This is a genomic window from Colwellia sp. BRX8-5 (assembly GCF_014077325.1).
In the GTDB taxonomy this organism is placed as follows: Bacteria; Pseudomonadota; Gammaproteobacteria; order Enterobacterales; family Alteromonadaceae; genus Colwellia_A.
Map to the genome: position 1 here is coordinate 128,630 of NZ_JACGVR010000009.1, position 8,399 is coordinate 137,028.

An 8,399-nucleotide genomic window follows, 5' to 3' on the forward strand; every position below is an offset into this window, starting at 1 on the left:
CATTTTATCATTAGATATAAATAGATTTTAATATTCAAACCGTATTTGGAGAAATCATGAAAAAAGCATTAGTGTTAAGTTTAAGTATGCTGCTAGCAACACCGGTTAGTGCGCAATCAGAGCTGGCAATGTTACTTGAGGTTTTAAAAAATAACGGCACCATAAGTACCGAACAATATCAGCGCTTAATGGCTGAACAACAAGATGAAAAACCAAAAAATCAAGCACTACCTCTGGTTAAAAAACGGATTAAAAATCAGTCCGAAGTTTTAGTTAAAAATGGTTTAAAAGTGAGCAGTGCTGACAAGAAATTTTCTACACATTTTGGTGGGCGTGTAGAAGCACACGCAGCTTGGTATAGTAGTGATGATTTTGATTTAGCTGATGGTTCGGCTATTCGTCGAGCTCGACTATTTTTAAAGGGTACCCTATATAACGACTGGCAATATAAATTGGATTATGATTTTGTAGCTGGAGGCTCTAAAGGCATAAAAGATGCTTTCCTAGGATATAAAGTTAATAATTCAGTTCAATTAATTGCGGGTAACTATAAAGTGCCATTCTCGTTAGAGTTCCAGGCCAGTTCTCATGCAAATACATTTATCGAACGTTCACTGGCTTTTGCATTATCACCAGGTAGGCACTTGGGGGCAGGCGTAAATATTTTTAAGGATAATTGGTCTGTGCAAGCTGGCGTTTTTGGTAACAAAATACATCTAAGTAGTGAAGGTCAAGATGAAGAGACTCTCATTGCAGGACGATTTGTCTGGTTACCCATTAAGAAAGATGATTATTTTGTTCATATAGGTATCGCGGGTTTGTACTCTAATAATGGTGATAATGACACGTTAAGACTTAAATCTAATCCGGAAAGTTATGTTGCTAATACTCAGTTAGTTGATACGGGGGGCATTAAAGAGGTTGAAGATTACTCGCAAGTAGGATTCGAACTCGCTTTTAACTACAATCGATTTAATGTTCAGAGTGAATATATACAAAGCTCAGTAAAGACAGGTCCAGAAATCTTAGACTTTAGTAGTTGGTATATTCAATCGAGTTTATTTTTAACCAATGACCGACGAGCGTACAAAAAAGGTAAGTTTGGTATCGTGAAACCGCAAAGTATTCTTGGCCAAGATGGTAGCGGAGCATGGGAACTTGCTATGCGTTACAGTGAAATAGACTTAAGTTACGGTAGTGTTATTGGTGGCGTTGAAAGAAATATGACGCTAGCATTAAATTTATATGCGACACCTGAAATACGCTTTACTGCAGAATACTTAAAAGTGTTGGAAGTTAGTAAAAATAATCCAACGACAGACCATGCAAGCGTGGATATTGGCCAAGTAAGAATGGAGTGGGTATTTTAAGTCGGATGAAAAATAAAATTGAATGTAGATTGGATCGCTCCAAGAGGCCAATAATCTGGACTTGTGTGACTTTAAGAGGTCGAACAGCTTATATATCTCAACTAATATATCTCGCCGTGGGTTAATAATAACTATTGAGAAGTAATGCTATTCAAAATTTCTCTATAAAAGTTTAATCCTTTATTCCTGCATCATAAATTTCATCATCAATAATGGTGTTAGGGATCTCCGAGACCTGCTCTCCAATATCGTTAACATTGATAGATGGATAGTCCACACATTCTTCTAACATTTAGAAAGCATCCTGAATGTTTTGAGACTTGGTTTCAAAAGAATTAATAAGACACTCATGTTAAATAGCTAAATATATGACAAATATATTTTAACATTTATGGAGTCCTCACCGATAAGTGAATTAATAAGACACTCATGTTAAAAAACTAAATAGATGACAAAAGAATTAATAAGACACTCATGTTAAATAGCTAAATATATGACAAATATATTTTAACATTTATGGAGTCCTCACCGATAAGTGATATTTTGACAATATATTCATGTATTAAAGAAAGATGTAGTCAATTTGCTCCCAAAATAACAATTTTTTGGCAAGGCTATTTCTCCAAAATCATGGCTTTATAATTCACACCTGTTTTAATGTCTTCAAGCAAAGAGTTTATTGCAATGGCTTAAGTTATGTCGTCGCTTTAATTGCTGATGCTCGCAGTAATCACTCAGCACATCTTCATGACCGATAGCACCATGAAATTGTGTTCTAAATTCGGTGGTGATGATTAACCAGTTGTCCGCTGAGATATTCAATCGCTTGAGTATCTCTGGTTGTTTTTGTTCGATAAAACCCCGTTTATCTCCGCTAATACAACGGCCAGTTAACGTAATTAATTGAAGATAGTCGGCGAGTTCAAAAGGTAGGCCCTTTGGCATATTTTTCCTGGGGTTACCAATAAAGGGAAGCAGGGTCTTGGGCTGCCGGCCCTTTTTTGCCTCTTTACAACGACGTTTTATGCTCGTGTGGGCTGAGCTCTCTGGTGTCTTTGCGATATTGGCTCGAATAGGGTTTAAATCAACATAGGCCATACAAGACGCTAACGCTGCTTCATCTAATAACGCTTGAGATTTAAAGCGTCCTTCCCAAAATCTACCGGTGCAGTTATCTTCTTGGTTAGCGGCTCTTGCAATACTTTCATTGATATACCCCATAAACCAACTGATTTTCATCAGGCGCTTTCGATAGACCTCTGCGGTTGCATTAACCTCATCAAGTAAGGGTTGAGCTAAGCGGTCACCGTTGCAATATTGTTTGGTCAGTAACGTGCCTTTGTGTATGCGGTGCCAACGCACAAGTACGTCAGTCATTGTCCACTGCTTCGCTTTTTCTTCATCAATAAATAACACCACATGATAGTGATTACTCATCACCGCATAGGCACAAACCTCAATCGCAAAGACTTGCGTTAGAAAATGCAGTTTGTCTTCCACCCAACCTCGCCGGTGCTCAAAACTTTGACCTGAAAAGGTATCTTCACCACATAAGAAAGCGCGTCGAACACAACGCGCCACACAATGGTAATAAGGTGTGTCTACTAAACTGATTTGTTGCTTCCTTGGCGTGGCCATAACTCACCTAAGATAAAGTAGCTTGATTACTTTAGCGTAGTACAAAGGTAAAACTTGTTCAATTTAGGATGAGTGTCTTATTAATTTGTTGTTTAAAGAAACAGCGATTGATGAGGTTATTTATATTTGTTCTAAGTTGTTTCGTTTGTGTATTAAATAAATTAAAAAAAGCAAAGTGAGATCACTTTGCTTTTTTGATTGTAATAACTTACTTATAGCTAAATTATTTGAAACCAGTATATGTATATGGTTTAAGTATACAACTAGAAACGGTATTCAGCACCGGCGTAGAAATAAGCACCATTAAAACCAAAAGGTGCTGAACGGCGTGAATAAGTAAACACACCAGGACTACTGACAACAACATTGCCATTGGCGTCAACAATAGTGCCAGAGCGAGAATTTCCTATTTCATTTTTATCAGGGTACACATCAAAAATGTTATTTCCACCGAAGTTAAATGAAAGCTCATCGTTAAATTGATAATTCACGCGTAAATCTGTTAATACTTCAGCGCCATACGTTTGTCTTTCACCATCAAGAACCGTGTATTCACCGTAACGATTAAAGGCTAAGTTAACTGTGAAATCGCCAATCTTATATAAGCCACTTAAACTTATGCGGTCTTGAGGTTGCCATTCTTCAATAATAGAAATCGCCTGCTCTGAAAAAACATCCTCAGGTGAAATTCCACCTAATGCACTACCTGCTGGAGTATAAGTATCGGTAACTTCTGTTTCTGAAAAGTTTGCGGCAAATGTTAAGTCTAATGTGCCAGACATTACTTCTGTATTCCATGTTGCTATAATATCAACACCTGTTGTTTTAGTGTCAGCACCATTTAAAAAGAATTGCCCTGCACCTGCTCCAGAAGAAGCTAATGCCGCATCAAGCGCTGACGATAAACCGTTACCTAATGAATTACTCAACACAATGCGGTCTTCAATTTTGATAGAATAAAAGTCAACAGTTAAATTAATATCATCGGTAACTCTTACAACAGAGCCAATACTAAAGTTGGTTGATACTTCTTCTTTTAGCTCAGGAATACCAATAGCTTGCGCTAGAATACTGTCATTTCGGAAAGTACCAATTTGTACTGCAATTTGGTCCCCACCATTAGGATTTGTCTGGAATTGAGTACTAATATTATCAGTATAAAGTTGTTGCATTGACGGAGCTCTAAAGCCAGTACTTGTGGCGCCACGCAACGATACATCATCAGTAATTGACCAATTAGCAGCAAGTTTGAAATTAGTGCTATCACCAAAGCCGTCGTAATCATCATAGCGAACCGCTGTGCTAATAATTAGGTTATCAGTGACTTCTGCTTCTGTGTCAATGTAAAAAGAAATTACATCACGAGATTCATCAACAGATTGTAGTGGGGCTGTACCACCAAATCCTTGTGTTCCTGCACTGCGATCTGTCTCATATATGCTATTACCGAGTTCATCGGTATCATAGTCTCTGTATGAATATTCATCACCTGCTTTTACTCTGAATTCATCCGTGCGAAACTCGGTACCCATAGCTAAAGAAAACCAATCAAAATTTTGAGTGTAATCCATATTAATTGTTTGTAAGGTGAGTTCTAAGCCGTAAGCAAACGCTTCGCGAGGAATTGAGCTACGAATCTCATTAGCGGATAGTGCTGAGGTGTAGATGAGTGAATTAGCATAAGATGAATTTATTGTATCCCGAGTCGTGTAATCAATATTATTTTCACCATAGGTATATGATAAATCTAATGATGAATCATTACTAAATTCAGTTTTATAACCAAAGTTGTATGAAATATCTTTTATTTCAGTATTGATTTTAGGTAAAAATCCAGCAGGAATAGTTGCATCACCATCTTGAAGCTGTGCGTTACCTCCGCCGTTCGCATTATGGCGAAAGAAAGCTGCAGATTCGTTATCACGGCTTGAATAAGTAACAAAACCATACAAATGACCATCAGCTAAATCGTAGCCAGTATTTATCGTTAGTCCTATTTGCTCGGAGTCTGCGTCGCCAATACGAAATGTTTCACGAGTCGCGGTAGCTTCACGCGGATCGCCTAATAAAAAATCGCCATTATCAAGCTGGGTACAACCTGAAAATTGACATGAGCCATGTAAGCCTGCTCTGTCAGAGTAGCCTCTATCACGTATATTTAACGTGGTATTAAGGAAGCCATTATCGCCAAGTGCAAAACCCTTAGAAATATCGATATTCGTAGTTTCACCATCGCCAGCTGAGTTCTCGCCATAAGAAACACCGACGCTTCCACCTTCACTCTGATCTTTAAGAATAATATTAATTACACCGGCAATTGCATCTGAACCATATTGCGCAGCGGCGCCGTCACGTAATACTTCAATACGCTTAATAGATGCGGCAGGAATAGCATTCATATCTGTACCAGCAGTACCACGTCCAACTGAGGTGTTAATGTGAATTAAACTCGCTTGATGGCGGCGTTTGCCGTTGATTAACACTAATGTTTGATCAGGACCTAAGCCACGCAAGGTTGCAGGGCGCAATGCATCAGTTCCATCACTAATCGATGAGCTTGAAAAGTTAAATGATGGGGCTATGGCTTGTAACATTCTACCGACTTCTGTTTGCCCAGTGTTAAGCAAAGCTTCAGCAGACAAAATATCTACGGGAACAGGTAAATCTTCTGCAGAACGACCAGCAACACGGCTTCCTATAACCGAAATTTTTTCTACTTCTTGCTCACTGACTTGAGCAGGCTCTTGGGCAAGTGCTGTTTGACTTGCTGCGCTTAGCATTAGTGGAACTAAAGCTGCTTTGAGCATTGTGCTTTTATTCATTGTTATATTACTCCTGAGATGTTTATGTAGTTTTATGCTCAGTTGACCAGCGTTATCTATAACAGCGGTTAAGTTGGTGTTTTTTAAAAGTTGTTGTAAACCGTCTTTAACCGAATATTTGCCCTTTAACTCATTTGCATAATGTTCTTTTGTTAAGTCATAGGAAAATAAAATCGTTTTATTTGCCTGTAATGCAAATGAAATGAGCGCTTTATCAGCACGCTGTTCCTTTACTGTAAAGTTGATCAAGCTTTCGGCAAATGCTCCAGACGTGAATATAAGACAGGTACATATAAAAAATGTAGCGCTTGTTAACGGCCGAAATACAGAAAGTTGAAAACGACAAAATAACTTTTGCCAACCTTGCAGTGTTAATAAACAGTTCAGAAGGAAAATTCCTCTATAATATTTTATAAAAAATATATTGAGTTAAAAGATAGGGAGTATTTAAAGTTATTTCGTAGTATTTAAGCTCAAATGAATTGAGTTTTCATTTACTTTTTCAAATTGAATATTGAAGTTACTACTTAACGATTTAAGGAGTCCATCAATATCATTCGCCTTAAAGTAACCGGCCACTTTTATTTTATTGAGTTCAACATCCTTAATTTCAAAGGTTGTAGTGGTATAACGACTGATTTCGGCTAATGCTTCATCGAGTGGTTTGCCATTAAAAACTAACATACCTTGTTGCCAAGCAAGTTCTCGTTGAATTTGCTCAAATGAAGTTTTTTTATTTGATGTTTGAATATTATTTTCGATGGTGGCAATTTCACCAGATGTTATCAATAAACCAGGTAATTTTTCTTTAGGTAAAGTAGATAACATCTTTGCTATTTTATTTAATGGTTGGTTCGACTTGGTCATTAATACTTGACCTTCGGTGACAACAAGCTCCATGTTTTCATTAGATTTTCTTTTTACATTAAAGATTGTGCCTAACGCGGTAAATGATTTTTCGCCAACTGTTACGGTAAAGGGTCTACTTTTATCTTTGGCAACATCAAAGTTTGCTTCGCCTTTAATCAATGTTAATAAGCGATTGTTTTTTGAATAACTGACTTCAACTAAACTATTGGTATTAAGTTTAATTCTGGAGCCATCTGACAGTGAAAACCGGGTTTGCTGTCCTATCTCTGTTTGCAACGTTCTTACTTCAACAAATCTTTTTTCGATATTGTCATCAATAAAAGGTGTGATGTTAACAAAGAAGTTACCCGCAAATAACAGAATAAAGGCAATGCCTGCTGCAACGGCATATTTAGCGATAACATTATGCTTTTTTTGAATCGGTTTTTCTAATGTAAATAGTGCACTTAACTCATTGAGTACACTTAAATCATCCCAAAGTGCAGCTAAAGAAAATAAGGTTTTACGATGAAAATCACTTTGATTCACCCATAGTTGAAAATCGAGTTTATCCTTATTGGAAAGACCCCGATCAATTTTGCTTACCCAAAGACTTGCTTGTGCTTTGATGTCGGCTTTACTGGTGAATGGTTTAACTGTTGTCATACAATATTCTTTTTTAATTTATATTTTATTTTATAATTGAACGTGCGTTATTTTTTAAGGTTGAAGCTTTTGGTGTACTATTTTGCTCAATCCTTTCCATATATTCAGCGCACTTTAATAAGCCCTTCGCGACATGTTTCTCAACCGTACTTTCACTAAGGTTTAAATAGTTAGCTATTTCCTTTTGGCTGAAACCGTAAACTTTTTTTAATATAAATGTTTTGCGGACTACGATAGATAATTGCTCTGTCGCTCGGCAAAATAATAAAAAACGTTCCTTACTCTCAAATTGTTCTTCAAATTTCAGTGAGGTTAATCCAGTCAAAGCGTCAGCAGAATCATCTAATGAATCACTGTATTTATTATCCCACTTATTTACGTGATTTAGCGCAAGATTTTTAGCTGTTTTAAGAATAAAACTACGAGCGTATTTTATTTCTTCTTTGAGATCGGCTTCATAAGTTCGAATAAACGTCTCTTGTATAATATCATCAATGTCATCAGGACTGGCGATTTTATTGATATAGCGCTTAATATTAGCCGTGTAATTAACAAACAGCGTAGTGAATTTATTATTCTGAGCCATTGTTGTTCTTGTTATTCTTATTTTATTGTGAAACCGAGTGTAGGGCGGGAAGCAAAGAATTACAATGACATTAAATAAGATTTAGTTTGTAGATTAAGTGATGACAAATTTGTAACTCTTGTTGAACACCTTGATCTATTTACAGAAAAAACTGGGGAAAATTTGAATACCTTACATGGACGGCAGAGGTTGAGTACTATGATATTAAACATGTCTTACCTAGAAAGTTATGCCAATTAAGGTTTGAGCTTAAAGGAAAGTATGTCATTTTTTGTTTTTAATAATAAAAAAAACTTCAAGCTACTTCAGTTTATGATGAGTGTCTTGTTAATTATCTTCTTCATTTTAGAATAAGGTCTCGTTAATTATTTTTTGTTTTTGATAATAATAATAAACTTCAAGCTTCTTCAGTTTAGGATGAGTGTCTTGTTAATTGTTAATTGAGCTTTTGATAATAAAAATAAGCTT

The 8,399-nt window shown here is 36.5% G+C and carries 5 protein-coding genes; 1 reads left to right on the plus strand and 4 read right to left on the minus strand.

Going from position 1 to position 8,399, the window contains the following annotated elements:
- Positions 1-56: 56 nt before the first annotated feature.
- The gene (locus H4J62_RS08760) at positions 57-1,370 is read left to right on the plus strand and encodes an OprO/OprP family phosphate-selective porin (RefSeq protein WP_182216404.1); all 1,314 of its coding nucleotides are present in this window, start codon (positions 57-59) and stop codon (positions 1,368-1,370) included.
- 663 nt (positions 1,371-2,033) lie between these two features.
- On the opposite strand, the gene H4J62_RS08765 is transcribed toward H4J62_RS08760, so the two are convergent.
- From H4J62_RS08765 to H4J62_RS08780, 4 genes are all read right to left on the minus strand, one after another.
- Positions 2,034-3,008, minus strand: coding sequence for a transposase (locus H4J62_RS08765; protein WP_182216406.1), 975 nt, complete (start codon positions 3,006-3,008; stop codon positions 2,034-2,036).
- Between the two features lie 263 nt (positions 3,009-3,271).
- A complete protein-coding gene (locus tag H4J62_RS08770) occupies positions 3,272-5,830 on the minus strand; it encodes a TonB-dependent siderophore receptor (protein WP_259364999.1) in 2,559 nt (852 codons plus the stop codon).
- Positions 5,831-6,283: 453 nt separating this feature from the next.
- The gene (locus H4J62_RS08775) at positions 6,284-7,345 is read right to left on the minus strand and encodes a FecR family protein (RefSeq protein WP_182216407.1); all 1,062 of its coding nucleotides are present in this window, start codon (positions 7,343-7,345) and stop codon (positions 6,284-6,286) included.
- A 25-nt stretch (positions 7,346-7,370) separates the two neighbouring features.
- Complete coding sequence (locus tag H4J62_RS08780) at positions 7,371-7,931, minus strand: RNA polymerase sigma factor (protein ID WP_182216409.1); 561 nt, start codon at positions 7,929-7,931, stop codon at positions 7,371-7,373.
- Positions 7,932-8,399 lie beyond the last annotated feature (468 nt).

Coding starts and splice junctions, on each gene's coding strand:
- H4J62_RS08770 (WP_259364999.1), bottom strand. CDS start 5,830: ATGAATAAAAGCACAATGCTCAAAGCAGCTTTAGTTCCACTAATGCTA.
- H4J62_RS08765 (WP_182216406.1), bottom strand. CDS start 3,008: ATGGCCACGCCAAGGAAGCAACAAATCAGTTTAGTAGACACACCTTAT.
- H4J62_RS08760 (WP_182216404.1), top strand. CDS start 57: ATGAAAAAAGCATTAGTGTTAAGTTTAAGTATGCTGCTAGCAACACCG.
- H4J62_RS08775 (WP_182216407.1), bottom strand. CDS start 7,345: ATGACAACAGTTAAACCATTCACCAGTAAAGCCGACATCAAAGCACAA.
- H4J62_RS08780 (WP_182216409.1), bottom strand. CDS start 7,931: ATGGCTCAGAATAATAAATTCACTACGCTGTTTGTTAATTACACGGCT.